The organism is Janthinobacterium leeuwenhoeki, from assembly GCF_051380795.1.
Taxonomy (GTDB): Bacteria; Pseudomonadota; Gammaproteobacteria; order Burkholderiales; family Burkholderiaceae_D; genus Janthinobacterium.
The window spans coordinates 15,815-40,210 of the sequence record NZ_JBNYXT010000043.1; the positions used below are offsets into that span (position 1 = coordinate 15,815).

The 24,396-nt window shown below is 64.5% G+C and carries 20 protein-coding genes and 1 pseudogene; 5 read left to right on the plus strand and 16 right to left on the minus strand.

Going from position 1 to position 24,396, the window contains the following annotated elements:
• Entirely contained in the window at positions 1-741 is a 741-nt protein-coding gene (locus ACQ4WS_RS22975; RefSeq protein ID WP_436479329.1) for a hypothetical protein, read from the plus strand.
• A gap of 39 nt (positions 742-780) precedes the next feature.
• Here ACQ4WS_RS22975 and ACQ4WS_RS22980 read toward each other — a convergent pair whose 3' ends face one another.
• From ACQ4WS_RS22980 to ACQ4WS_RS23030, 11 genes are all read right to left on the minus strand, one after another.
• Complete coding sequence (locus ACQ4WS_RS22980) at positions 781-1,728, minus strand: hypothetical protein (protein ID WP_436479330.1); 948 nt, start codon at positions 1,726-1,728, stop codon at positions 781-783.
• A 161-nt stretch (positions 1,729-1,889) separates the two neighbouring features.
• The gene (locus ACQ4WS_RS22985) at positions 1,890-5,006 is read right to left on the minus strand and encodes an efflux RND transporter permease subunit (RefSeq protein WP_436479331.1); all 3,117 of its coding nucleotides are present in this window, start codon (positions 5,004-5,006) and stop codon (positions 1,890-1,892) included.
• An 8-nt stretch (positions 5,007-5,014) separates the two neighbouring features.
• Positions 5,015-6,178, minus strand: a complete 1,164-nt coding sequence (locus ACQ4WS_RS22990) for an efflux RND transporter periplasmic adaptor subunit (RefSeq protein WP_436479332.1) — start codon at positions 6,176-6,178, stop codon at positions 5,015-5,017.
• A gap of 13 nt (positions 6,179-6,191) precedes the next feature.
• Positions 6,192-7,607, minus strand: a complete 1,416-nt coding sequence (locus tag ACQ4WS_RS22995; RefSeq protein WP_436479333.1) for an efflux transporter outer membrane subunit — start codon at positions 7,605-7,607, stop codon at positions 6,192-6,194.
• Positions 7,604-8,332: a CerR family C-terminal domain-containing protein gene (locus tag ACQ4WS_RS23000; protein WP_436479334.1), complete on the minus strand. Its 729-nt coding sequence runs from the start codon at positions 8,330-8,332 to the stop codon at positions 7,604-7,606. Before ACQ4WS_RS23000 ends, ACQ4WS_RS22995 begins: the two co-directional genes overlap by 4 nt.
• A gap of 263 nt (positions 8,333-8,595) precedes the next feature.
• Positions 8,596-9,957, minus strand: a complete 1,362-nt coding sequence (locus ACQ4WS_RS23005) for a hybrid sensor histidine kinase/response regulator (RefSeq protein WP_436479335.1) — start codon at positions 9,955-9,957, stop codon at positions 8,596-8,598.
• Between the two features lie 142 nt (positions 9,958-10,099).
• Positions 10,100-10,834, minus strand: a complete 735-nt coding sequence (locus ACQ4WS_RS23010) for a 2OG-Fe dioxygenase family protein (protein ID WP_436479336.1) — start codon at positions 10,832-10,834, stop codon at positions 10,100-10,102.
• Between the two features lie 141 nt (positions 10,835-10,975).
• The gene (locus tag ACQ4WS_RS23015; protein WP_436479337.1) at positions 10,976-11,173 is read right to left on the minus strand and encodes a hypothetical protein; all 198 of its coding nucleotides are present in this window, start codon (positions 11,171-11,173) and stop codon (positions 10,976-10,978) included.
• Between the two features lie 297 nt (positions 11,174-11,470).
• Positions 11,471-11,932: a MarR family winged helix-turn-helix transcriptional regulator gene (locus ACQ4WS_RS23020; protein ID WP_436479338.1), complete on the minus strand. Its 462-nt coding sequence runs from the start codon at positions 11,930-11,932 to the stop codon at positions 11,471-11,473.
• Positions 11,933-12,011: 79 nt separating this feature from the next.
• Entirely contained in the window at positions 12,012-12,830 is an 819-nt protein-coding gene (locus ACQ4WS_RS23025) for a sugar phosphate isomerase/epimerase family protein (protein ID WP_436479339.1), read from the minus strand.
• Positions 12,830-13,669, minus strand: a complete 840-nt coding sequence (locus ACQ4WS_RS23030; protein WP_436479340.1) for a phytanoyl-CoA dioxygenase family protein — start codon at positions 13,667-13,669, stop codon at positions 12,830-12,832. Before ACQ4WS_RS23030 ends, ACQ4WS_RS23025 begins: the two co-directional genes overlap by 1 nt.
• Positions 13,670-13,778: 109 nt before the next feature.
• On the opposite strand from ACQ4WS_RS23030, the gene ACQ4WS_RS23035 reads away from it, so the two are divergent.
• The gene (locus ACQ4WS_RS23035) at positions 13,779-14,738 is read left to right on the plus strand and encodes a LysR family transcriptional regulator (protein ID WP_436479341.1); all 960 of its coding nucleotides are present in this window, start codon (positions 13,779-13,781) and stop codon (positions 14,736-14,738) included.
• Here ACQ4WS_RS23035 and ACQ4WS_RS23040 read toward each other — a convergent pair.
• Complete coding sequence (locus ACQ4WS_RS23040; protein WP_436479342.1) at positions 14,731-15,801, minus strand: M29 family metallopeptidase; 1,071 nt, start codon at positions 15,799-15,801, stop codon at positions 14,731-14,733. The genes ACQ4WS_RS23035 and ACQ4WS_RS23040 overlap by 8 nt on opposite strands.
• A gap of 297 nt (positions 15,802-16,098) precedes the next feature.
• On the opposite strand from ACQ4WS_RS23040, the gene ACQ4WS_RS23045 reads away from it, so the two are divergent.
• The 3 genes from ACQ4WS_RS23045 to ACQ4WS_RS23055 all read left to right on the plus strand — a co-directional run bounded on the left by ACQ4WS_RS23045 (position 16,099) and on the right by ACQ4WS_RS23055 (position 18,184).
• Positions 16,099-16,518, plus strand: coding sequence for a hypothetical protein (locus tag ACQ4WS_RS23045; RefSeq protein ID WP_436479343.1), 420 nt, complete (start codon positions 16,099-16,101; stop codon positions 16,516-16,518).
• Positions 16,519-16,756: 238 nt separating this feature from the next.
• Positions 16,757-17,680 (plus strand): hypothetical protein, encoded by a 924-nt coding sequence (locus ACQ4WS_RS23050; RefSeq protein ID WP_436479344.1) that lies wholly within the window; start codon positions 16,757-16,759, stop codon positions 17,678-17,680.
• A 174-nt stretch (positions 17,681-17,854) separates the two neighbouring features.
• A complete protein-coding gene (locus ACQ4WS_RS23055) occupies positions 17,855-18,184 on the plus strand; it encodes a hypothetical protein (RefSeq protein ID WP_035821678.1) in 330 nt (109 codons plus the stop codon).
• Positions 18,185-18,241: 57 nt separating this feature from the next.
• Here the strand turns inward: ACQ4WS_RS23055 and ACQ4WS_RS23060 are convergent, their stop codons facing one another.
• The 4 genes and pseudogenes from ACQ4WS_RS23060 to ACQ4WS_RS23075 form a co-directional block, all read right to left on the minus strand.
• On the minus strand, positions 18,242-20,311 hold the full coding sequence (locus ACQ4WS_RS23060) for a tetratricopeptide repeat-containing diguanylate cyclase (RefSeq protein ID WP_436479345.1): 2,070 nt from the start codon (positions 20,309-20,311) through the stop codon (positions 18,242-18,244).
• 174 nt (positions 20,312-20,485) lie between these two features.
• Complete coding sequence (locus ACQ4WS_RS23065) at positions 20,486-22,294, minus strand: ABC transporter ATP-binding protein (RefSeq protein ID WP_436479346.1); 1,809 nt, start codon at positions 22,292-22,294, stop codon at positions 20,486-20,488.
• Entirely contained in the window at positions 22,284-24,035 is a 1,752-nt protein-coding gene (locus ACQ4WS_RS23070; protein ID WP_436479347.1) for an ABC transporter ATP-binding protein, read from the minus strand. The genes ACQ4WS_RS23065 and ACQ4WS_RS23070 overlap by 11 nt, the downstream gene beginning before the upstream one ends.
• A 146-nt stretch (positions 24,036-24,181) precedes the next feature.
• A pseudogene (locus tag ACQ4WS_RS23075) lies at positions 24,182-24,396 on the minus strand (IS4 family transposase); the annotation flags it as partial.

Sequence of the window (24,396 nt, forward strand, 5' to 3'; positions counted from 1 at the left end):
ATGACGATTTTTGGCATAGGCATCCACATCCTGATCGCGGTATTTTTTGCCGTTCACGTGGTGCGCAACGGGCAGCAGCTGTACTGGCTGCTCATTTTATTCATGTTCCCGCTGCTGGGCAGCGTGGTGTATTTCTTCGCCATCTACCTGCCCAATTCACGCCTGCCGCAGGGCGCGCGCAAGGTCGCGTCGGTGGCAGTGCAGGTACTCGATCCGAACCGCGAATTGCGCGAGGCGAAAGCTGCCTTTGAGTACACGCCGACGGCGCAAAACCAGATGCGCCTGGCCAGCGCGCTGCTCGAAGCGGGCGATGCGCGCGAAGCGGCATCGACGTATGAAGCCTGCCTGCAGGGAGCGTTTTCATCGGACCTGGAAATTCGCCTGGGCGCCGCGCGCGCCTATCTGGAATGCGAACGGGGCACCGAAGCACTGACGCACCTGGAATTCATTCGCCGCAGCGACATCCGTTTCCGTCCCGAGATGGTGTCCCTGCTGACGGCGCGCGCGCTGGCGCAAAGCGGGCGACAGCAAGAAGCGAAGGCGGAATTCGACGATGCGCTGACGCGCTACAACAGCTTCGAGTGCCGCGCCGAGTGCGCGATCTGGGCGCTGCAGCAGGGCGACAAAGTGTTGTCGGAGCGCCTGCTGCTCGATATCGACAGCGCCATGGCCCGTTGGAGCAGCCATACGCGCGCCATGTATGCGCCGCTGCTGGTGCGCCTGGAAGCGGCGCGCAAGTAGCTGGTTTGCGTGGGGGCTGACCCGGCGGGTCTGACCCCACTAAACGCCAGGCACCGTATTTTTCCCTTCAATTAATTTGTATCCCTTGCCATCGAAGCCATAGCGCGCCTGACCGTTCAGTGGCGTGGCGATGCGCGGCGGGTCTTCGTCCGGCTTGACCGTGGCGCCGGGCTTGATCTTTTCGGAAGCGCCCTTGAAATCGATCAGCAAGTCGTCGTAGGCGCCGCCATTGCGCGCTGGTGCGAAGCGCCACCTGCCTTCGACCATCCAGCATTCCTCCATGTCCGGCGTGCAGGCGCCCATATTGTCCGAGTACAGGTCCATGCCGCCATCGAGCGCGGTCACCTTGCCGTCGCCGATTTCAAACAGGGCCAGTTGCGTGATGGTGTAACCCTGGCCCGTATAGCCGTGGCGGATCGCCAGTCCCGGCTTGTTCGCGCCCAGCATGACCCAGTGGACTTCACCAAGTTGCCCCGACGAACCGAGGGCGGCGATGTTTTCCAAGCGTTTCACGACTTGCCACTGGCCGTCTTCCGGCTGCCCCTTGGGCGCCAGGAAAAAGACATTCAGCAGTCCCGACGAAGCGTGCGCCGATTCTGCCGTGCCTTCCGTGTTGGCCGTTTCCGCATTCGCCACCAGGATGGCGCGGCCATCGGGCAGCAGCTTGTGGCTGACGGCGCTGACCACATAACTGAGTTTGTCGACGTGGTTATCAGGATCGGACAGGTCGGCCAGCGCATCGTCGCTGTCGCTGCGGTAGTCCTTGCCGAATACGGCGCGCATCATGCCCGCCTCGCGCTTGCGCGCCTGCGGCGTGTTCATCTCCTCCGTCTTGGGCGCAGTGGCGGCCGGCGGCGGCACGTGTTCGGCCGATGCTGCATCGCCAGTGGCAGTGGCTACGGGGACATCGGCTACCACGTCAGCCGCCAGGTCGGCGCTGGCGGGGACGGTCTTGTCCGAGCAGGCACCGAGCAGTGCGGATACCATTAGCAGGACGAGCGGAGTTCGGTAATTCATAGGCAGGGCAGATTGCGTTCATGGAGAATGGGCGCAGTATGCCAGATAGATGGAAGCGAGGGAGCGCGGCCTGGCGGCCGGTCCTTCGCTTCCTTGCCCGCAGGGGGCGATTTTGCAAACAATGGCGGCGCCTATTTTTCCAGCGCCACCTTGTCATCGCGCCGCAGCGGCGCATTCTGGCGGCGCAGTTTCGCCATGCCGCGCTTGAGCAGGTGCTCCAGGTCGTCGATGTAGGTGAACACGGCCGGCACCACCAGCAGGCTCAATAGGGTCGACGTGATCAGGCCGCCGATGACGGTAATGGCCATCGGCGAACGGAAGCTGGGGTCGGCGCCCCAGCCCAGCGCCAGCGGCATCATGCCGGCGCCCATGGCGATTGTCGTCATCAGGATGGGGCGGCTGCGTTTGTGGCAAGCGTCGACCAGCGCATCGAAGCGGTTCATGCCCGCCTGGCGCGCCAGGATTGCATAGTCGACCAGCAGGATCGAGTTCTTGGTGACGATCCCCATCAGCATGATCAGGCCGATCATCGACGGCATCGACAGGGCGCTGCCCGTGATCAGCAGCGCCACGAAGGCGCCGCCGATCGACAGCGGCAGCGCCGCCAGGATGGTCACCGGCTGCATGAAGTCCTTGAACAGCAGCACCAGCACGCAGTAGATGCACAGTACACCGATCAGCATGGCCAGGCCGAAGCTGGCGAACAGCGAGGCCATCTCCTGCGCGTCGCCCAGTTCGGCGATCTTCACGGATGGCGGCAAATTCTTCATCGACGGCAGCGCACGCGCTTCCACGTTCAATTCGCCGAGGGTGCGTGAACCGAGCTCCACGTCGAGGGTCACATTGCGGCTGCGGTTCAAACGGTCGATCTGCGCCGGGCCGCTTTCCATCGTCACCGTGGCCACGTTCGCCAGGCGCACGGGGCCATTCTTGCCGGGCACCGTCAGGCGCTCGATGGCGGCCAGGTCGGCGCGCACGCTGTTGGGCAGCTTGACGCGGATCGGCACTTGCCGCTCCGGCAGGTTCATTTTGGTGAGGTCCGTATCGTAGTCGCCGGCCGTGGCCACGCGCACGGTTTCGCCAATGGCTGCCGCCGTCACGCCCAGGTCGGCCGCCTTGGCGAAATCGGGCCGCACGATGATTTCAGGGCGCACCAGCGAGGCGCTGGAATTGACGTTGCCGATGCCTTTCAAGCCGCGCAGTTCGCGCTCGACCTTTTGCGCCGCCGCCATTAGCGCCACCGGGTCTTCCGAACGCAGCACCAGCTGCATCTTGACGCCAGTGTCGGGCGGCCCCACCGTGAAGCGGGCGCCGGGGATCGTATCGAGCTTGTGGCGCAGCTGCGTTTCCAGGTCCGCCATCGATTCCTTGCGCTCGGTGCGGTGCACGGTGGTCAGGGTCAGCACGGCGCGGCGCGCCTCGGCCGCCGCGCCGGGGGCGAAGGCGTCGCCGCTGGAGCCGCCGCCTATCGAACTGAAGACGCCCTGGATGCCCGGCGTCTGCATGGCCGCATCTCGTGCCATGGACGTCACGGCCTGCGTTTCGGCCAGCGTGGAGCCGGGTGGCAGTTCCAGGTTGATCTGCGTCTGCGCGCGGTCGGCGGCCGGCACGAAGCCCGTCGGCAGCAGCGGCACCAGCGCGATGGCGCCGACAAAGAACAGGGCCGCGGCGATGGCCGTGATGCCACGGTGGTTCAGGCACCAGCGCATGACCGTCAGGTAGCGCGTCATCAGCCAGCCATCCTGTTCTTCCTTGTGCGGCAGCGGTTTCAGGATGTAGGCCGCCATCATTGGCGTGAGCAGTCGTGCCACTACCAGCGAGGCCAGCACGGCCAGCACGGCCGTCCAGCCGAACTGCTTGAAGAACAGGCCGGGAATGCCGCTCATGAAGGCAGTCGGCAGGAACACGGCCACCAGCGCGAAGGTGGTGGCGATCACCGCCATGCCGATTTCATCGGCCGCTTCCATGGCAGCTTCCATGGGCGACTTGCCCATGCGCAGATGGCGCTCGATGTTTTCGATTTCCACGATGGCGTCGTCGACCAGCACGCCGACGACCAGGGCCAGCGACAGCAGGGTGACGGTATTGAGCGTGTAGCCGAACCAGTAGATGCCGAGGAACGCCGGCATCACGGAAAGGGGCAGGGCGGCGGCGGCCACCAGGGTAGCGCGCCAGTCGCGCAAGAACCACCACACTACCAGCACGGCCAGCAGCGCGCCTTCGTACAGCAGCTCCATCGAGCCGTCGAAGTTTTCCTCGACGGGGAAGGCATTGTCGATCGACTGCTGCAGTACCACGTTGGGGTTTTCCTTCTGCAGGTCGGCGATGGCCGCGCGCGCGCCCTTGGCGACGGCCACTTCGCTGGCGCCCTTGGTGCGGAACACTTCAAAGGCGACCACGGTCTTGCCATCCTGCTCGGCCAGCGCGCGCGGTTCGGCGACCGTGTCGCGCACCGTGGCCACCTGGTCCAGGCGTACGTGGCGGCCATCCGGCAGCGGCACTTCCACGCGCGAGAGTTCATCGGCTGTTTTGACGGTGGCGATGGTGCGCACCGACTGCTCGGCGCCGCTAATGTCGCCCCGGCCACCGGGCGCTTCGCGTTGCACCAGGCGCAGCTGGCGCGAGACGTCGAGGGCCGACACTTTCAATGCCGCCATGCGCGCCTCGTCGAGTTCCACCTGGATCTCGCGGTAGACGCCGCCCACGCGGGTAACGGCGCCCACGCCGGGCACTGTCAGCAGGCGCTTGGCCACCGTATTGTCGACGAACCAGGATAGGTCGGGCGCGTCGAGCGGGTTGTCCACACCCGCTTTCGCCGTGGCGATAAAGGTCAGCACCACGCGGCCGGCAGTGGACGCTTTGGTGACGGTGGGATCGCGCAGCTCGGCCGGCATGTCCGCCTTGACCCGCGCGACGGCGTCGCGCACGTCGTTGACGGCTTCGGCGATCTGCTTTTCCAGGATGAATTCGACGGTGACTGTGACGACGCCATCGAGCACCTTGGTGTAGATGTTTTTCACGCCTTGCAGGGTGGCGACGGAGTCTTCGATCTTGCGCGCCACTTCCGTTTCCAGCTGGGCCGGCGCGGCGCCGGGCAGCACCGCGCTGACGGTGACGATGGGCAGTTCGATGTCAGGGAAATCCTGTACCGGATTGGCCTTGTAGGCCAGCAGACCGGCCAGGGTCAGCAGCACGAACAGCATGATGGCCGGGATCGGATTCTTGATCGAGAGGGAGGAAAAATTCATGGCTTTCCTTACTTTTTCGCTGCCGGTGCTGCCACCGGCGTCTGAACCGGATTTTTCACATTGCGGACCAAATCTCCGTCATTGAGGAAGCCGGCGCCGCTGACGACAATCGTCGTGTCGGCCGTGATGCCACCGAGGATTTCAATGCGGTCGCTCAGGCGCCGACCTGCCTGCACCTTGATCTGGCTGACCCGCTGGTCGGTATTCAGGCGGAAGACATAGCTGAAGCCATCGCGCACGGCAATGGCCTGCTGCGGTACCGTCAGCGCGCCCGAGGTGCCCAGTTCGAATTCGCCGCTGGCGTACATGCCGGCCTTGAACGGCGCATTGTTGCCGCTGCTGGCCGGCAGGTCCACGTACACGAGGGCGTAACGCGTCTGCGGATCGACGGTAGGCGCGATCATGCGCACCTTGCCCGTCAAAACGCTGCCATTGGCCGCCTTCACTTGCGCCAGGGTGCCCGGTTTCAGGCTCATAAGCTCGGTGGCCGTCACTTCGGCGCGCCATTCGAGGCGGCCCTGGCGGATCATGCGGAACAATTCCGTGCCGGTGCCCACGACGGAACCGACGGTGGCCGAGCGCGAGGAAATGATGCCGCTGTCGGGCGCCACCACCTGCGTGTATTTCAGACGCAGCTGCTGCGACGCCAGCTGCGCCTTGGCGGATGCGATGCGCGCGTTGGCCGTCTGTTCTGCCGTCAGGTACTGGCTGATCTGCTGCGCGCTGATGGCGCCCGTGCTTTGCAGCGAGCGGGCGCGCTGCGCGTTGGCAGCTGCTTCTGCGGCATTCGCTTCCGCTTCCAGCACGGCGGCCTTCGCCTGCGCCACGTCGGCGTTCACCGTGTCGTTCGAGAACACGGCCAGCACCTGGCCGGCGCGCACCACGTCGCCCACATTCACGCGCACGTCCGTCAGGCGTAAGCCGTTCGATTCGCTGCCGATGACGGCTTCCTGCCAGGCGGCCACGTTGCCGTTGGCCTTCAGCTTGATGGGCAGGCTGGCCGTTTGCGGCTTGGCCGTGGTGACGGTAAGCGCCGGTTTTTGCGCCGCGTTTTTATCCTTGGCGTCGTCGGCCGCTGTGGAGGAAGGGGAGTACAGGGCCACGCCGGCGCCCAGCATCACGCAAAGGGCGGCCAGGGCGACAGCCATCGGTTTCAAAGTCATTTTTTTCATGTTGTCGTATCCGTCAGAGGGCGTTGTTGGCGATGGCGCTGCTGCTGTTCCAGCCGCCGCCAGCGGCGCGGTACAGCACCACCCAGGCGGCGCTGCGTTCGCGCTCGAGGTTGACCACCGTGTTTTCAGCGGCCAGGCGCGTGCGGCGCGCGTCTTCCAGCTCGATCAGGCTGGCCAGGCCATTCTTGTAGCGGTCCTCGGTGGCGACAAACGACACGCGGTAGCCGGCCAAAGCCGTTTTCGCATGGCCGCTGCGCGCGTCCGTGCTGGCCAGGTTGAGCAGCGCCTCTTCCACTTCGCGCACGGCCTGGCGCACGCCGGCGCGGTATTTCACCACCGCTTCGTCGTAGCGCGCGGTGGCCGCATCGACCTGGGCGCGGCGGGTGCCGCCGTCGAAGATGGGCAGGCTGACGGCCAGCGGGCCGATGCTCCAGGTGCTGGCCGTGATGCTGGTGCCGCCAGAGCGGATATTGCCCTTGCCGATCGAGCCGGCCAGGCTCAGACGAGGATAGCGCTGCGCCTGCGCGCCGCGCACTTCGAAGCTGGCCACTGCTACTTCGCGTTCGGCGCTGTAGATGTCGGGACGCTGGCCCAGGGTTTGCGCCGGCAGTTCCGCAATCGCCACGGGCGAGGGCAGGACGGCAGGGCTGGCCGCCAGCTTCTGGCGCAGCGACGCTTCCGGCATGGCCGACAGGGCCACCAGCGCCTGGATATTCACGTCGCAGGCGGCCCGTTGTTCGATGGCGCGGCTGGCGCCTTCGGCGGCGCTGGCACGGGCCAGGGCGGCATTGGCGGGCGGCTGGAAGCCGGCGCCGGCGCTCAGTTGCGTCAGGCGCGCCGAGTCGCGGCGCGAGACAGCATCCTGTTCGGCTACGGCCTGCAATTGCTGACAGGTGCGCAAGGCGTAGTACTGGTTTGCCACTTCGGCGGCCACCGAGACGCGGGCTTCATGCCACAGCGCGCGGGCGCTGTCGTAGCGCTCTTGCGCCGCATCGCGCGTGGCGCGCCTGGCCCCAAATACATCGATTTCCCACGACGCCTGCAGCGCGGCTTGCGAGGTGGTGCCGCCGGGCTGGGCCGATTGCTGGCTGGTGCGCACCACGCTGCCTGTCGCGTCGAGCGTGGGCGCCAGCGCGGCGCCGCTGGCGATGCGGTCCGCGCGCGCCTGCGCGATGCGCGTGCTGGCGGCGGCGATGGTCGGGCTGACCTGCTGCGCGTCGGTGATCAATTCCACCAGCAGGCTGTCGCCTTGGCCCTGCCACCAGCTGGCCAGGTCCGTCAGCTTGCCGTTATGCGGCAGCGGCGCCTGCCACTGCGCGGGCGCGCTGGCGGCCACCGCTGCGGGCGGTCCCTGCAGGGCGCAGCCGCCCAGCGCCAGCATGATGCTGGCGGTCAGGGCGCGTTGAACGGTGCATCGAATAGTCGTCATGCTGGTCCTTCTGCTTGTCGTTGAGCGGTAGGGGGAGAGGGAGGAATGGCCAGGCGCCGGCGTTCCACGTCGGCCATGGCCAGCGCGTAGTCGGTCATGCGCGCCAGCCAGGTGTCGATGGCGTGCGGCGATTCCAGCAGTTGCGGACGCAGGGTTTGCAGCACTTCGGTGCCCACCATGTGCTGCAGGGCCAGCGAGGCGATGGAAAACGCCAGCCGGTGCATGTCGTCGCTGTTGTCTGGCGCGCCCAGGTGGCGCGCCAGCACGCGCGTGAGCGCCTCATGCTCGGGGCGGATGTTCTGGTCGATCTCGCGCGCCCACAGGCCCGTCGGTTCGAGCATTTCGCGGCACCACAGGCGCATGCAGTCGCGTGCGATGTCGCCTTGCTGCATGGGGGCGAGCAATTGCGCATAAAAGCCTTCCAGGCTCTGGCGCAAGGTGAAATGGGGTTGCTCGTACAGGGCGATATTGTCTTGCGGATCAGACGATTGCTGCGCAAAGGCGGCGCGGTACAGGCCCGCCTTGTCGCCAAAATAGTAGCTGATGGCGGCCGCGTTGGTGCCGGCCGCCTGCGCCAGTTCGCGCGTGGACGTCTTGGCGTAGCCCTGTTCTGCAAACAGGCGGATGGCGCTATGCAGCAGCCGCTCCCGTGACTGTTCGCCGTCGGAACGGGGCTTGCGCGCTTCGTCGGCATGGGAAGTGAGGATGGCGTTTTTTTCAATCATGCCGGAGATTTAATCATATATCTCAAGCGATTGATATAACTAAATCGATTGATTTAGTTGAGGGAAGATGAAGATGATGTAAGACGCGGGCAAAAAAAAGCCCGCGGTTGTATTCGCGGGCGCAATCCAATGTTCGGAGAACGAATTGGAGGAGACAGTTCTACTATAGCGCTGAAAATGGTGCAGTGCAATACCGTAGAACTACGGTATCGGCCTGTTTGGGATGGCAAAAAATCCACAGTTTATGCTGCGGCGCACCCGAATCAGGCTTTGCTGCGCAGGGCCAGCGTAAACGTGCTGCCGGAGCCGTAGTCGCTGTTGAAGAACAGGGCGCCGCCGATGGCGTTGGCCAGGTTCTGGCACAGGTACAGGCCCAGTCCCGCGCCTTCCACGTGGCGCGTGGAGGTGGAATCGAGCTGCGAGAAGGCCTGGAACAGCTTGGCCTGGTCTTCTTCCTTGATGCCGGCGCCGCTGTCGGCGATGCTCATTTCCGTCACCAGCACGCCGTCTTCCTCGCGCTGGGCCAGGCTGATGCGCACCGTGCCCTGTTCCGTGAACTTGATGGCGTTGTTGAGCAGGTTGATGAGGATTTGCGTCAGCGCGCGGCGGTCCGTGTCGATGATGGCGGCCGGCTGGCCCGCTTCTCCCAGTGCCATTTCCAGCGTCAGGCCCTTTTGCTGGGCCAGCGGGCGCAGGGTGTCGGCCACTTCGGCCATCAGCTCCTGGCAGTGCACGGGCTCGATCGACAGCGTCAGCTTGCCCGCTTCGATCTTGGCCACGTCGAGGATATCGTTGATCAGCGAGAGCAGATGGCGCGCGCTGGCGCGGATGGTGTTGAGCTGCTTGTCCTGGTCGGACGTCAGGGGGCCGGGCAGTTTCATCAGCAGCGCGCCCGTGAAGCCGATGATGGCGTTCAGGGGAGTGCGCAGTTCATGCGACATATTGGCGATGAAGGCGGACTTCATGCGGCTCGCTTCGGCCAGTTCCAGGTTTTTCAGGGCGATTTCGCGGTTGATGGTTTCCAGTTCCGCCGCATGGTGCGCCAGGCGCATGTTCAGCTCGATCACCTGGCGTTCGCGCGCCTGCAGTTCGCCGTTGACCTGCACCGCCTGTTCATACGTGGAAATGAGCAAATCGAGGATTTGCTGGCGCTCCGCATTGATGAAATGCTTCTGGTCGCCCAGGTACAGGGCGATGCCGATTTCCACATTCTGGTTCTTGCGCAGCTTCTGGTTCATCAGCATGTGGCTGATGCGGTTGAGCAGATAGTCTTCCGCATACGGCTTGCGAATGAAATTGTCGGCACCGCACTCGATGCCGCGGATGATGTCCTTCGGATCGTTGAGCGAGGTGACGAGGATCACGGGGATGTCGCGCAGGGTCGGATCGGACTTGATGGCGCGGCACAGGTCGTAACCATTCATTTCAGGCATGACGATATCGGACAGCACCAGGTGCGGCTTGCGCTCGCGGATGGCGGCCAGGGCCAGTTGGCCGTTCGCCGCCACGCGCGCGTTATAGTGCAGCGACTGGATCAGGCGGCGCAAACGCTCCGCCTGGGTCGGGCTGTCCTCGACGATCAGGATCTCGATTTCGTCAGGCTTGATTTGGTTGTTGGAGTCCACAGACCTCTCCTAGAATTTCAGTGTGGTGATGCTGGGCGCCGTGAGCGCGCAATATCGACATCCTGTGACTATATCGGATTTAGGTCTGCAAAAGTAACTTGCAAGTAACTATTTTGGCCACAGGGAATGCTGTGGCCAACGCTTAATTCTCGCCCTGGAACTGGCCAGCGCGATACGTCAGCACCAGGGTGTCGCGGTGTCCATGTTCGCCGATGGGCTGGATCGGCGTCGATTCGTGGATCACGGCGGCATCGTCGAGCAGCAGCAGCGACCACGGCTCGGTCAGGGTAAAGCGCTTGCCGTTGGGACCATTGGCTTCGAAGATGCGCGTCTCGCCGCCCTTGACCTGCTCGCGCCCGATCAGCAGCACGGCGACGAAATCGACGCCGTCGCGGTGCGCGCCTTCCGGCGTGGGGCGGCCGATGCCATCGGTCGTGTCGATGCGGAACTGGTGTGCCTCGATGAACCAGGGCTGGCTGCCCTTGACCTGCGAGCAGGCGTCGCCCAGCGCGCGGATCAGCTGTTGCCAGGCTGGCTGTGCGACGATGGCTGGTTCGACCGGTTCGAACAGGCGGTGCATGCCGCCATGCAGGGCGTTGTATTCGACCGGTTGCCAGTGCGGACGGTGCGCCGTCTGCGTCAGGCGCTCGCCATCCTGCACGAAGCATGAGTGGCGCCGGCGGCGATAGCGGCCGCCATCCTTCAGGTAGTTGTCCAGCGCCAGGGTATTCCAGCTCGGTTCCAGCGCGCGCAGCGCGGCCAACGGGCAGCCGGCCATCGCGGCCACGTCCTGCGGGCGCAGGACGGCATAGCCATCATCGCGCAAGGCATCCTTGACGTGGGACGGGTCGGTAAAGATCGGTGCGGAAGTGCTCATGGCGGTGCCGGCCGCAATGCGGCCTGTCTCAGTTTATCCAGCCTGGCATTCTACGACTTCGCGGCAATTCTTGTGCTACGTCCGACAGGAATTATTCTTGTTGAGTTAAAAATCCTTTACCAGGGTCAGGCGCAGCGAGCGCTATTCCACCGGATGGGAGTGGATATCGTCGACGGGCTGCGTCTCGCCGGGCAGGCGCGAGGCAGAGTCGTAATCGATGGCCGAGTCGCGCCGCCTGGCCAGCTTGTAGCTCTCCAGCTCCGCGCGCAAGTTCTTGTCGATCTGCCAGGCGATGCGCCCGTTCAAGCACGGCGCGCAGGGCAATCTGGTCGGTGGCATGTCAGCTGGCGTCATATGCCGTGGCCGTGACGTCGAAGCCGTTGTTGGTATCGCCTTCGCCGCGATGCCGGCTGGCGATCCGCCCCGGCACGGCTTCGAGCAATTCGCCGGGCCGGTAGCTGGTGGCGCGTCGAGCTGCTGTTGCGTGACACAGCCCGCGTTGGCTGAACCTGCCACCCCCAGCTGCTTCAGGTGCGCACCGTCGACCAGTACGCGCTGGAAGATGTCTACGCGCAGTCTTCCTGGCCCAGGTCGGACTGGCGCTGGTACAGATTCGCCAGCAGCGTAGCGGTGCTTTCACTCACTTTTCATCAGGCTGTCGCGCAACTGGTTCAGTTGTTGTTTCATGTCCACAACTTGTTCCACGCTGCAATGGCTGGCCGTCAGGATGGCTTCGGGCAGCAGGGCCGCTTCGTGGCGCAACTGGTCGCCCTGCTGCGTGAGGGAAATGATGACCTGGCGCTCGTCACTGGCGGCGCGTGTGCGCGTCAACAGGCCCGACTGCTCCATGCGCTTGAGCAGGGGCGTCAGGGTGGCCGAGTCGAGGAACAGGCGCTCGCCCACTTCCGACACCGTCAAGCCATCGCGTTCCCACAGCACCATCATCACCAGGTATTGCGAATAGGTGAGGCCGAGTTTGCGCAGGAGCTTGCGGTACAGCTTGTTCATGGCAAGCGAGGTCGAGTACAGCGCAAAGCACAGCTGGCCGTCCAGGCGCGGCACCTGGTGCAAGGGGTTGGGGGAGGTGATGGTATCCATGGGCACAGTATATATAGTGCGCTACTTAATTGCAATGCGCGGCGCCGGACCTGGCGATCCGGCGCCGGATTGCGGCTAGCTACCCGACGTATCGCGCGCGCAGCAAATTGAGCATGGCGACGTTCTGTTCCCAGGCATCCGTCACGGGTTGCTGCGTCCAGGGCAGGGTTTGCGTGTATGGCGCGGGGCCGAATTCCGGCGTGAACGTCATGCGCTCGGCGCCCGCCGCGCGGCGCAGTGCGACGATGGCGTCCCACCACGCCAGGTGGGCGTCGAGCGCCGCCTTCGCTTCCGGCGCGCGGAAGTCGGCCACCTGCGGCCCCTGCGCATGACCCACGCGCGCGTGCACGTGGCGTACCAGCGGCAGTACTTGCGCCAGGGTCTGCGGCTGGTCATCGAGCAGGGATTCGCAGGCGCAGCACCAGTGCGACAGGTCGGCCGTCAATGGCAGCCCGGGATACTGCGCCAGGTAGGGCAGCAGCAGCATCGGGTGGCCGCTGAAGCGGCTGCGGTGGATTTCGTGCACGATGGGCACGCCATGCTTTGCCGAGATGGCGGCGGCCAGGTCGAGCAGCTGCGCGTTCTGCGCCTGGCTGTAGTAATCCTTGCCCGTGTGCGTGTTGACCAGCACGGGGCGCGCCAGGCAGGCGTTTTCCAGCAGTTCGGCCAGGGCGGCGCGGTGCAGCTCGAAGTCGCTGTGGAAGACGGTTTCCCACTGCGCGGCGATCAGTTGCAGGCCCGCCTTGGCGATGCGCTCCGTCCACTCCTCGCGCAGGGCGGCGTCCAGCGGCAGCGACATCTCGATACCGTCGAAGCCGGCCGCCAGCACCTTGTCGATGAAGACCTCGGGCGGCAGCTCGTTATTGCCCCAGTGGGCGGCAAAGACGTCGATGCGCATCAGACGAAGCCCCGCACGGGGAACGCTGCGTCGCGCTGTATCCAGTTGTGGGCCGCGTATTCCGTCCGGCCATCGGTGGCGTGCAAAGTATAGGCGTGGCGCGAGACGGGCGAGCGGTTTGGCGCGCTGTAATGGGGCAGCAAGCCGTGGAAGCAGACCAGGGCGCCCGCCTTGACTTCCAGTGGCACGGCCGTGCTGTCGTCGGGCCAGGGCATGGCATCGAGTTTTTCCACGCGCACGGCGTCGCCGTTGCGGATGAAGCGTTCGCGCAGGGGGCCGCGGTGACCGCCCGGCTCCGCCCACAGGCAGCCGTTGTCCAGGGTCGCATCTTCCAGCGCGAACCAGAAGGTGGTCACGCTGATCGGCGTGGTTTCGAAGTAGGTGGCATCCTGGTGCCAGCGCACCTCGCCGCCGATGCCGGGCTGCTTGAAAATGTACATCGATTGCCAGACTTGTGCGTCCGCCAGGCCCAGGTCGCGCGCCACTTCGGCCAGTTTCGGGTCGGCCGAAAAGGCGCGGAAGACGGGGTCCAGGTCATGCATGGCATGGCCGATCTTGTTGATCGACAGCGATTTTGCCTGCTTTAACTGGCCGTCCGCGCCGAATGCCTCTTCCTCGAAGAAGCAGCGGATGGTGTTGTCGGAGGCGAGAAAATAGTCGTTGGTGTTCTTGGCCTGGTCGCGCGTGGTGAAGATCGACTTGCTGGCGCTGGGATCGAATTCGTTGACAATCTGCTCGGCGCGCGCGCGCAAGGCGGCGATCTCGTCCGCACCCTTGAAATCGGGCAGGATGAGGTAGCCGTCGCGTTGGTATTGTTCTTGTTGCAGGATTGTCAGCATGGCGGCGGCTCCGGAGGTCAATGGAAAGCGCCATTGTAGGATGGGCGAGGGCGGCAAACAATCGCCCTGCGGTTGACAGATTGTCGCCAAAGCGATGACAATCTTTGACATGGATCAACTTAAAGCGATGGAAATCTTTGTCGAAGTGGCGCGCCAGCGTAGCTTCACGCTGGCCGGGCAGCGCCTGGGCCTGACGCGGGCCATGGTCAGCAAGACCATCATGCAGCTGGAAGAACGCCTGCATGCGCGCCTGCTGCACCGCTCCACGCGCGAAGTGAGCTTGACGGATGCGGGCCGCGCCTATCTGGCGCCCTGCATGGCCACCGTCAGCCAGGCGCAGGAAGCGGCGCGCATGGTGGCGCACGTGGCGCAGGCAGGGGCCGGGGCGGAGCTGGCCGGGCCGCTGCGCATCCAGGCGCCGTCGAGTTTCGGCAGCGCGTGGCTGGCCGATGCCGTCGCCCGTTTCAGCTTGCTGCACCCGCAGGTGCAGGCCGAGTTGTTTGTCGACGATGCCTTGCTTGACCCGATACGCCACGGTTTTGATTTGACGATACGGGTCGGCGGCATCCCGGACAGCAGCGCGCTGGCCATGCGCCCGCTGGCGCCGTGCCGCGCCGTGCTGTGCGCCAGTCCCGCCTACCTGGCGCAGTGGGGCGTGCCGCAGACGCCGCAAGAGCTGTTGCAGCACCAGTGCCTGCATTTCAGCCACCTGACCGATGGCACGAACTGGCATTTCCAGCGTGGAGAAGGGGAACAGCGCGAGGAGGTGAGCGTGCGCGTGCAGGCGGGTTTTACTGCGAACAATGGCCTGGTGCTGCACCAGGCGGCGCAGCGGGGACTCGGCATCGTCTACAGCACCACCTTCCTCGCCTGGCGCAATTTGCTCGATGGCAGCCTGCTGCCCGTGCTGTCTGGCTGGGACCTGCCGCTGAATCACTTGAGCGCCCTGTATCCGGCCAGCCGCCAGCCATCGCCCAAGGTGCGCGCGCTGATCGATTTCCTGGTGGCCGAATACCAGCCCGTGCCGCCGTGGGACCGCGAGCTGCAAGCAGCTGGATTTTTCAGTTGAACGCGACGGGTTCCAGCGTCCACGCGCCATCCGCATACACGCGCTCGTCGTCCAGGTAGACGGCTTCGGTGACGGCGAAGATGTCGACGTGGTAGCGCGCATCTTTGCGCTTGAATTGTGGCTTGGTGTACACGCCATGCTTGGCGCCCAGCGACAGATGGATGCCGCACATGCGTTCATACGTGCCGATGTCGTTGACCAGCTGTTCGCGCGAAAACGCGCGGTTCATGCCGAAGCCCAGTTCGCGCACCCACACTTCGCCCTCATGGGCGCGGATGATCTCCAGCATGGCGGTAAATTCGGGCGTGGCGTGCTCGGTGCCCGTCACGCGGCCCTTTTCGATGATCAGGGTGATCGGCGTGTCGGGGCGGTTGACCATGAAGTGCGTGTCTCCGAAAACGAAGATGCGCACGCGCCCGTTCACCGCTTCCAGGTCCTGCGCTTCCGTAAACACTTCGCCCAGCGGGAACTGGCCGCCGATATTGTTCATGCCGCTGTAGTCGCCGATATTCAGTTTGGCCGATTCGAACGGCGAAGCAAAGATCAGCTGTTCGCCGCCGCTGTCGACCATGCCGTGGCGGGCGCGGTCGATGCGCGCTTTCAGTGCATGGCCCACGCCGCGATAGTAGGCGGGGTCGTAAGCCAGCGAGGCGATGTAATGCAGCCCCTGTACGCCGGGCATGCGCGACAGGTGCACGTGCTCGATGACTTTCAGGCCCCGTTTGAACAGTTCGATGCGGATGCGGAACGCTTCCAGGCGGAAGCTGGTCGACTGAATCAGCACGACGAGGCTGCCGGCGGGCAGCTCGGCAAACGCGGCCAGCACGGCGTCGGGCGTGACCTCGTCGAAATCGATGAAGGCCGCATCCGGCAAGGCCTGGCGATACGCTTCCGTCAGCACGACATTGAGCCAGCTGCGCTTGTCGCAGACGATCAGGGCCGGTTCGTCCGGGCGGTGGCAGATGGCCATGGCCAGCAGGTCGGCCACGTTTTGCGCGGCCACTTCGGTGGCGGCGGCGCTGATGGCGTCGAGCCGGCTGGTGTCATTCTCGGGAAGCGTCATGGTGCGAAGGTGGGGGGGCGTGAAGTAATCGCAGCATTATAAGGCGATTGCCGCCGGGCACACCATTCCCCATCCGGCGGAGGACAGGCGGCTGCCGCGTCCCTGATTATCTTGTGTAGTGCTTTACGGCAATGTATTATTTGATAAATGGTAAGGCAGCGAGCCTGGAAGCGGCCCGGCGCAGCGGCAAACGCGCGCATGCGCACGGCGGCACGCTTTCAGTGATGCAGGAACAACAAGCCAGCAGGCGATGATGAAGAGTGTGATGTGATAAGCATAATCGGACAAGATATTCCCATGGAGCGGCCGGATACGGATGGACGCGCCGCCGTGTTCGTTCCCGTCACGGGCGTCAAGGAAGATGTCCTGTTGACTATACGTAAGGGTGCGGCCATCGTCGGCTTTGCCAACCACGACCGCACCATCACCGTGTATTTTGAAAGCAACCGTTTTGACGATCCCGTGCTGGCCAAGTGGGAGCACAAGGCGCGCAAGGCCTACGACCGCCTGGTCGACAATGCGCCCACCGTGTCGAAACTGACCACCAGCCCCGTCAATTTCGAGCAAATCGGCTATATCAATGGCAAGGGTATCACCATCCGCCGCATGGAAAGCCTGCAGCGCTGGCTCGCGTATTCGGATGCGATGGAGTCTTGCCCGGCAACGGATATCATTGCGCGCACGGTGATTGCAAAAGTTGATGCGGTCAAGGTGTAAGAGACCCTGATAAATCACCCATGGCGTTGTTGCCTGCCCTTGGACATTTGCTCCGCCGTTTCTGCTACTTCTCTGATATCACGATAATATTGGCTCTGTCCCCTGCTTGCCGGAGACAGAGCTTTTTTTTGATCGGTATCAAGGCAGTGGAACTCGCTGCGGGTGCGCCGTTGCGGTACGCGCGTAAGGTAATATTGCGGCAGAACGCAGTGGAATGACTCCAGGAAAAGGTTGGAATGTGCTTGAAACAGTGAATGACGTTTGCATCAATGCCGCTTGCGGCCGAAGCTTGCCGCTGCGCGTGGCGCATTGCCCGTTTTGCGGCGCGCGCCAGGTGGCTGCAGCGCCTGTATTAGAGAAAGTGCCAGCGCCGGCCCCGGTGCCGCGCATGCCGCCGCCGGTGCCCGTCGCGCCGCCCACTCCCAAGCCGCAGCCCGCCTCCGCTCCTGCTCCCAAGCCTGTCCCGCCACCGCCACCTCCGGTGCCTGCCGCGTCAGCCAAGGCGCCGCCGGCCAAGCCTGTCAGCAGGGGTTCGGTGCCGCCACCGCGCCCGCCCGTGCGCTTGCGCACGTGGATCGCGGCGGCCGTGGTGCTGACCGGTATCTGGTTCTTCAACAAGCCGGCCGACAAGCCGGCCAGCGTGGCGGAACAAGTCGAGGCCGCCACTGCGCTGGCGGCGCAGTGCGACCTGGACGGGGCGCGCAGCGCGCTGGCCGTGCTGAAAAGTGCCAAGGCGCCCGCCGCGCACCTCAAACGCTTGCAGGCGAGCATCACCAAGTCCACCGCCGCCTGCGACAAGCAACAGCAGCGGGCCCAGGCGTGGCTGGCGTTGCAAGGCAGCGTCAACCAGGCGCTCGATGCGGGCAAGCCGGAACTGGCCGCCACGCGCCTGGCCGGCCACGTGAAGCGCTGGGGCGACGATCCCGACACCCTGGAACTCGACGCCAAGGTGAAAGTGGCGCTGGCCAGTTCCCAGCTCGATCTGGCCGACGCCTGCCTGGCCAGGTCGGACCGGGTCTGCCTGGAAAGCAGCCTGATCGCCGCCGAGCGCTACAAGCGGCCGGAACTGGCAGCGCGCACGCAGGCGCTGCGCACGGCGTTGTCGCAATTGCTCGAACGTTCGCTGCTGGACGCGGTGCCAGTGCCGACTGCGGGCCAGTAGGGCAAGGCCATGCCTGCGCATCGGAAAGGCGCCGTGAAAGATATCAAGATACCATTGCTTACAACTACGTCACAAAAGCCTGTTCTTATGTGCGTTAGCGCACGCTAGAAAATTTTAGGCAGGTGTATATTGCGAACTGATCTGTGTCTTTTGATAATAATGAAAGGGAATATCATGAAAGTAAGCAAAAATTGGATGACCGTGTGCGCCGCCGGGATGATGGTTGTGGCGCTGGCTGCCTGCCAGAAGAAGGACGATGTTGCTGCCGGCCCGGCTGAACAAGCTGGCCAGAAAATCGATGCGGCCGCTGCCAAGGCTGAAGCCGACATCAAGGCTGCCGCTACCAAAGCTGACGCCGCCGTGAGCCAGGCTGCTGCCGATACGGGCGCCAAGATGGACCAGGTTGCTGCTGACGCCGACAAGAAAATGAGCGAAGCGGCCGATGCCGTCGGCAAGAAAGTGGAAAAGGCCGGCGAAAAGATGCAGGACGCCGCGCACAAGTAATCATCGTAATAAGCGCGCCAGGGCCGGCCGCCGCTGGCCCGGCCCTCGCAGCTGTCGTCAGTTGATGGCAGCTGCGGCGACGCCATCGCTGGCCTGGCCGCCTGGCCCGGCCGCCTCTGTTTCCACCGTCTCCGTCCTGTTCATCCCGTCCGTTCCCCCCAGCACCACGCTCAAATCGACAAAGCCGTCGCGCCACGCGCGTTCCAGGTCTTGCTCTACCGCTTCCAGCGTCGTTCTTTCCACCTGCCGGAAACCGCGCAAGCCATACGCCCGGTTGCGCCCGTGCGCCTTGGCCAGGTAGAGCGCCATGTCGATCAGGTTGACGCTGCGTTCCCACGTGAGCGGCCGTCCCAGCGGCGCCAGCGGATAGGGGGCAAAGCCCACGGAGACGTGCACCTTGATGGTTTGCCCCTGGTAGTGGATGACCTGTGCCGCCATGCCGTTGAGGATGCGCCGCGCAATATCGTCGAGTCCGTCGCGCGCGACGGCCGGCAGGAAGGCAAGGAATTCCTCGCCGCCCCAGCGCACGATCATGTCCGTTTCGCGCAACACCTCATGCAGGGTTTCGGCGATCGTTGTCAGCACCAGGTCGCCTGCCGCATGGCCGTAAGCGTCGTTGATGTGCTTGAAATGGTCGACATCGAGCAGGAACAGCGCGCCCACGACATCGCCGCCGTAGGCCCGCTGCGGCTTGCCCGCATGGCTGCGCATGAATTCCTGGAAATGGCGGCGGTTGTACAAGGCTGTCAGCGGGTCGCGCGAGCTCTGGCGCTTGAGTTCCTGGTTCTTCACCTTCAACTGCACGTTCGCATGGCGCACCTTGCGGTACAGCAAGCCGACGATGACGGACGCCATGGCCAGTACCAGCGCCAGCAGCCACCATACGCGCTGCTGCAGGCGGCGGTTGTCGATTTCCGTGCTCTTGATCTGATTCTCGCGGCTCAGCAGCTCGATCTGGCGCTGTTTCTTTTCCGCCTCATATTTTTCTTGCAGCTCATATACGGCCTTTTGCCGCTGCTTCTCGAATAGCTGGTTGGAAATGCCCCGTTCGCGATGGTAGGCAGTCACGGCGCCGCGCATGTCACCCGCCTTTTCCAGCGCCATGCCGTATTCCAGCAGCACGGCCTGCATTTCCGGCTGGTTTGCCGTGCGTTCGTAGTAGGCCAGGCCAGTGGCCACGCTTTGCTTGCCTTCCTGCAAGCGTCCCTGGCCGATCAACGCCTGGCCGATGTTCAGGCGCGCCGTCGCCTCCACCTGTTCATCGTTGACCAGGCGCGCCGCCGTGATGGCGTCATTTGCAAAGCGCAGGGTGCGCGCGTAGTCGCCTTGCTTCAGGTAGCTGTCCGACAGATTGACGAGGGTAGCGGCGACCATGCCGCGCGCGCCCAACTGGCGTTCCAGCGCCAGGGCCGCCAGCAGGGCGCGCTGGCCCCGTTGCGGCTGCTGCGCGTCGAGCGACAGTCCGTATTCTGTATTCTTTGCCTGTGCCATGCGGCCCGGCGATGCCAGGGCGCTTGACACGGCCAGCAATTCGTCGAGCACCTCGAAGCCCTTGTCGTATTCGCGCATCTGCGTGTACAGCTGGGTGAGGGCATTCAGGGCGGCGGCCAGGCAGGAAGGCGATTTGCTCTGGCGCGCCAGGTCGACGGCCGCTTGCAGCTTGGCCAGCGCAAACGGGAAATTGCCTTCTTCGGCCCAGGACTGGCCCGCGCTGATGGTGGCCTGCACGCGCACGGGCAAGTCGTCCGTGCCGTTGGCGATGCGTTCCGCTTCAAAGGCCAGCAGGTGCGAGGCGCGGCGCTCGTTCCTGGCAAACGTGATGTAGGCCTTGTTGAGCATGCCTTTCGCCAACGCCACGTCGCTCTTGTTCTGGCGGGCGTAGGCGATCAGCTCCTCGGCCAGCTGCATGGCGATATCGTGCTGCCCCAGGCGCATGCGGGCGTTGCTCAGCTGCGTCAGGAATTCCGCGTGCACCGGTAGGGGCGCGCTGCGCGCCTGCGCTTCCACTTCTTGCAGGCGCTGCAGGGCACGCGCGGGCACGAAGCGGCCATCGTCGCGCACGGCGGCAAGATACTGCTCGAGGTTGCTGTTCTGGGCGTGCGCGGCAGGCGCCAGCAAGCCGGCCAATACCAGCAGCCAATGCGCCTTTCGCCATGATGCCCGATTCTGTCTGCCTGCCAACGTCCCGCTCCCGCAATGACCACCTGTCTGTAACAGATTATATTCTGTTGCAATCAAGAAATATCATGCGGGGCGCAGAAATTTGCGAAAGTGCACACGTCAGGCATCGACAAAGCCCCCTTACTGCGCCAGCTGCTGCAGCAGGTACAGGCGCTGGTACAAACCGCCCTCGATCTGCATCAGTTCCTCGTGCGGTCCCGCCTCCGTGATGCGGCCATGGTTCAGCACGATGATCCGGTCCGCCTCGCGGATGGTCGACAGGCGGTGGGCGATGGCGATGATGGTCACCTTGCCGCGCAATTCGTTGAGGGCCAGCTGCACGATCTGCTCCGTCTGGCTATCGATGCGCGAGGTCGCTTCATCCAGCAGCAAAATGCGCGGCTGGCCGGCCAGCGCGCGGGCAATCGCGATCAGCTGCTTCTGCCCCGATGACAGGCGTGAGCCGCCTTCGCCCAGCGGCGTCTCGTAGCCGTGTTCCAGCGCGGCGATGAAGTCGTGCGCATGCGCGGCGCGCGCGGCCGTCTCGATCTGCGCCTGCGTGTAGCCGCGGCCCATGTCGATGTTTTCGCGCGCCGAGGCGGCCAGCAGGAACGGGTCTTGCGGCACCAGGCCCACGTCGGCGCGGAAGTGCTCGTTGTCGATGCTGTCGAGGGCGACGCCATTGATGGCGATGCTACCCTGCGTGACGGGATAAAAGCGCAGCAGCAAGGAGAGCAAAGTCGACTTGCCGCTACCCGTGTGGCCGACGATGCCAAAGAAGGCGCCTTGCGGAATGCTCAGCGACAGGTCGTGCAGCACGGGCTGGTTTTCCACGTAGGCGAACGTCAGGTTCTTGATGTCCACGGCGGGCACGTCGATGTCCGCTGTCGCATGCCGCAGGGCCGGTGCGTCCCTTCCCTGTGCATGTTCCAGCGCCTGCGCTTCATCCAGCAGGGCCGAGACGCGCGCCGTCGCCACCACCGATTGCTGCAACTGGCTGAACTGCATGGTGATCTGGATCAAGGGTTCGATCACGCGCGCGATGTAGCTGATGAACGCATACAGCACGCCCACTTCCACGGCGCCCATCTCGCGCTGGCCGAAGCTGAAGATGACGACGGCCAGCAGCACGATGTTGAGCATGTCGAGCGCGGGGCGCAGCAGCCAGGCGTTGGCGCGCAATTCCTGCATGCGCGCCGTGTAGTGGTCCTGGTTGATGCCCGTGAAGCGGGCACCGAAGCGTTTTTCCGCGTTATTCGCCTGCAGCACGCTCATGCCGCCGATCGATTCGGCGATCTGCCCATTGATCTCGCTGCGCAGGGCGCGCGCACGCGTGACGGCGGGCGCGCTCCAGCGCTGGTACAGGAAGACGATGAGCAGCACGGCCGGCAGCAGGGCCAGCACGATCAGCATCAAGCGCCAGTCGAGGAAGGCCATGGCGGCCATGGTGCCGACCAGGACGATGGAACTGTCGAGGATGACGAACAGCACCTGCACGTACAGCGATTTCACCGCCTCCGTGTCATTCGTGACGCGGCTGACCAGCTGGCCCGTGATGGCGCGGTCGAAGAAGGCCATGGGCAGGCGCAGCACGTGCTGGTAGACGGTTTCGCGCAGGCGCTGCACCGAGCGCATGGCCAGGCCGGACAGGCGCACCAGCTGCAGATAGCGCAGGCCGGAGGCGACCCAGCCCGTCAGCAGACAGCCGCCCAGCAGCAAGGACATGCGCGTCCAGTCCAGGTTGCGCGGCAGCAGATGCTGGTCGATCAGGGCCTTGCCTAAAATGGGGCCCGTGACTTCCAGGGCGGCGGCGAGGATCAGCCAGAACGTGGCCCAGTACAAATGGCGCAGGTCGGGCGCGGCGGCGCGGCGCAGCAGGCCGATGGCTTGCGCGGCCTGGCGGCGCACGGATGACGTGGCGGCGTTGGCCTGGTCGGTCTTAGATGGCATCGAGGCTGGCCTCCAGTTGTTGATAGCGCCACTGGCTGGCATACCAGCCGTCGCGCTGCATCAGCGCGTCGTGGTTGCCCGTTTCAGTGACGTGGCCGTCGCGCAGCACCAGGATCAGGTCCGCGTTGACGACGGCGCTCAGGCGGTGGCTGGCGATGATGGCGCTGCGCTCGGGGCGGCGTGCGCGCAGTTCTTCCAGGTGCTGCAAGATGCGCGTTTCCGTGCCCGTGTCGACGGCGGATAAAGCATCGTCGAGCAGCAGCAAGCCGTTGTCGGCCAAGAGGGCGCGGGCAATCGCCACGCGCTGGCGCTGGCCGCCGGACAGGGTGATGCCTTTCTCGCCCACGTGGGTTTGATAGCCGTCGGGGAATTGCAAAATATCGGCATGGATGTCGGCCAGTTGCGCCGCCCGTTCCACTTCCTCGCGCGTGGCGCCGGGACGGGCCAAGGCGATATTGTCGGCGATGGTGGCGGAGAACAGGAACGACTCCTGCGGCACCCAGCTGATGGCAGCGCGTAGCGCGTGTAAGGTATAAGCGTCAAGCGGATGACCGTTCCACGTGGCCGTGCCCGACTGCGGCGTGACCTGGCGCAGCAGCACGCGCAGCAGGGTCGACTTGCCGCTGCCCGTGGGACCCACCAAGCCCAGGGTTTGGCCCGGCTGCAGGCGCAGCGAAATGCCGGAGAGCGCGGGTGCCGTTTGGCCCGCGTAGGCAAAGCCGACGTCCTGCAATTGCAGGGGGCCGGGCGTGAGGGTGGCGATGCTGCCATGGTCGTCGATGGCCAGCGGCGCGTCGAGCATGGGTTGCAAGCGCTGCCAGGCGGCGCGGCCCCGTTCGATCAGCGAGAGTACCCAGCCGGCGGCGAACATGGGCCAGATCAGCTGGCCCAGGTACATGGAAAAGCTCGTCAGCGCGCCGATGGTCAGTTGGTCGTGCCACACGAGGTAGCCGCCCAGGCCCAGGGTCAGCGCCGTGGCGGCCGTCAGCGTCAGGCCGACGGCCGGTTCATACGCCGCTTCCCAGCGCTGCGCCGTCAGGCTGGCGTTGGCTGCATGGCCGGCCAGGGTGGAGAACTGCTTGCTGCTGCGCTCTTCCAGGCCCAGTGCGCGCAGGGTGCGCACGCCCGACAGCGATTCCTGCACATGGTCGTTCAGTGCGGAAAAGCGCTTCAGCGAATCCGTCGACGCCGTGTGGATATGGCTGGAGATGCGCCAGAAGGCCAGTCCCATCAGGGGGAAGGGCAATAGCGCGATGCAGGCCAGGCGCCAGTCCACGCCCAGCAGCATGATGCCCAGCACCATCAGCAGGGTCAAGGTGCCGTCGAAGCCGGCCAGCATGGCTTCGCCGGCGGCCATTTCGATGGCGTCGATATCGTTCGTCGCCAGCGCCATCAGGTCGCCCGTGCGCTGGTTCTGGTAAAACGCCGCACCTTGCTGCGACATGCGCGTGTAGAAGCGCGTGCGCAGCATCACGCCTAGCTGGTAGGCGGCCTTGAACAAGGTGATGCGCCAGCCCACGCGCAAGAAGTAGATGACGACGCCGACGGCGAGCAGGGTCAGCAGCTCAAGCCACAGTTCGGCAGTCGTCATGCGGTGCGCGGCCAGTGCATCGATGATGGCGCCCACGCGGCGCGGGATCCAGACGGTCAGTGTTGCCACACCTGTCAGCATGACGGCAGCGGCGGCATACGCCGGCCAATGCTGACGCACGAAGCCGGCGATGAGCCTCGATAAACTCATGGTTACCTTTTGTTTTTTAGTAATGGGGTGTCGCGGGACGGAAGGAGGGCACGCGGACTGAAAGTACGCGTAGGATACAACAAGGCGGAAAAGCGCGCTGCGGACGGGCACGCAAAAAACGGGCCGTAGCCCGTAATGCCGTTCAGTTAAGCAGGTTTTCGTAGAACGCGCATGGCATAGCGCTTTGGTTTTGCCTTGACGGCCCGGTCGAATTTTCGATCGGGCCGTTCGTCATTGAGAAGATTAACCAGCCTTTCACGCAGATGCTTCATTGAATCTGGCAGCTTGCCATACGACCTGGTCACGGCAGCCCAGTGCAGTTCGAACTGGATCAAATGGAAGGCACGGATGAAGCTCACTT

Bases quoted from the DNA above. Each gene is read 5' to 3' on its own strand.
- ACQ4WS_RS22975 (WP_436479329.1), top strand. From the start codon at position 1: ATGACGATTTTTGGCATAGGCATCCACATCCTGATCGCGGTATTTTTT.
- ACQ4WS_RS22980 (WP_436479330.1), bottom strand. From the start codon at position 1,728: ATGGTATCCGCACTGCTCGGTGCCTGCTCGGACAAGACCGTCCCCGCC.
- ACQ4WS_RS22985 (WP_436479331.1), bottom strand. From the start codon at position 5,006: ATGAATTTTTCCTCCCTCTCGATCAAGAATCCGATCCCGGCCATCATG.
- ACQ4WS_RS22990 (WP_436479332.1), bottom strand. From the start codon at position 6,178: ATGAAAAAAATGACTTTGAAACCGATGGCTGTCGCCCTGGCCGCCCTT.
- ACQ4WS_RS22995 (WP_436479333.1), bottom strand. From the start codon at position 7,607: ATGACGACTATTCGATGCACCGTTCAACGCGCCCTGACCGCCAGCATC.
- ACQ4WS_RS23000 (WP_436479334.1), bottom strand. From the start codon at position 8,332: ATGATTGAAAAAAACGCCATCCTCACTTCCCATGCCGACGAAGCGCGC.
- ACQ4WS_RS23010 (WP_436479336.1), bottom strand. From the start codon at position 10,834: ATGAGCACTTCCGCACCGATCTTTACCGACCCGTCCCACGTCAAGGAT.
- ACQ4WS_RS23015 (WP_436479337.1), bottom strand. From the start codon at position 11,173: ATGCCACCGACCAGATTGCCCTGCGCGCCGTGCTTGAACGGGCGCATC.
- ACQ4WS_RS23020 (WP_436479338.1), bottom strand. From the start codon at position 11,932: ATGGATACCATCACCTCCCCCAACCCCTTGCACCAGGTGCCGCGCCTG.
- ACQ4WS_RS23025 (WP_436479339.1), bottom strand. From the start codon at position 12,830: ATGCGCATCGACGTCTTTGCCGCCCACTGGGGCAATAACGAGCTGCCG.
- ACQ4WS_RS23030 (WP_436479340.1), bottom strand. From the start codon at position 13,669: ATGCTGACAATCCTGCAACAAGAACAATACCAACGCGACGGCTACCTC.
- ACQ4WS_RS23035 (WP_436479341.1), top strand. From the start codon at position 13,779: ATGGATCAACTTAAAGCGATGGAAATCTTTGTCGAAGTGGCGCGCCAG.
- ACQ4WS_RS23040 (WP_436479342.1), bottom strand. From the start codon at position 15,801: ATGACGCTTCCCGAGAATGACACCAGCCGGCTCGACGCCATCAGCGCC.
- ACQ4WS_RS23045 (WP_436479343.1), top strand. From the start codon at position 16,099: ATGGAGCGGCCGGATACGGATGGACGCGCCGCCGTGTTCGTTCCCGTC.
- ACQ4WS_RS23055 (WP_035821678.1), top strand. From the start codon at position 17,855: ATGAAAGTAAGCAAAAATTGGATGACCGTGTGCGCCGCCGGGATGATG.
- ACQ4WS_RS23065 (WP_436479346.1), bottom strand. From the start codon at position 22,294: ATGCCATCTAAGACCGACCAGGCCAACGCCGCCACGTCATCCGTGCGC.
- ACQ4WS_RS23070 (WP_436479347.1), bottom strand. From the start codon at position 24,035: ATGAGTTTATCGAGGCTCATCGCCGGCTTCGTGCGTCAGCATTGGCCG.